Annotated in this window: 1 protein-coding gene; it reads right to left on the reverse strand. The window is 27.1% G+C overall.

All coding sequences use genetic code 11. The features are described 5' to 3' along the window. On the reverse strand, positions 1 to 186 hold a 186-nt coding region (locus AACQ14_RS24110; protein ID WP_339366077.1), incomplete at its 3' end, for a hypothetical protein. Between the last annotated feature and the right edge of the window lie 65 nt (positions 187 to 251).

Raw genomic sequence — 251 nt, forward strand, 5'->3', positions numbered from 1 at the left:
CTGAAATAAGAGTAGAATCTCTTCCATCTCTTCGTTATTAAACAACTCTAGATTTTTCAGATCAATAATACTTATTTCATCTTCCCTGGATATATCTTTTTCTTTAATAGGAATTAATGGTCTTATTGCCAATCGTACAGCTAAGTGTATTATTGCAAATAAACAAATACCATAAAAAACAATCATATAACTCACCTACCTTACCTATAATAAAATTTTGTAATTACCAATTAAAATGTTTGTTTTCCAAG

Source organism: Vallitalea maricola (assembly GCF_036985595.1).
Classification (GTDB): Bacteria; Bacillota; Clostridia; order Lachnospirales; family Vallitaleaceae; genus Vallitalea; species Vallitalea maricola.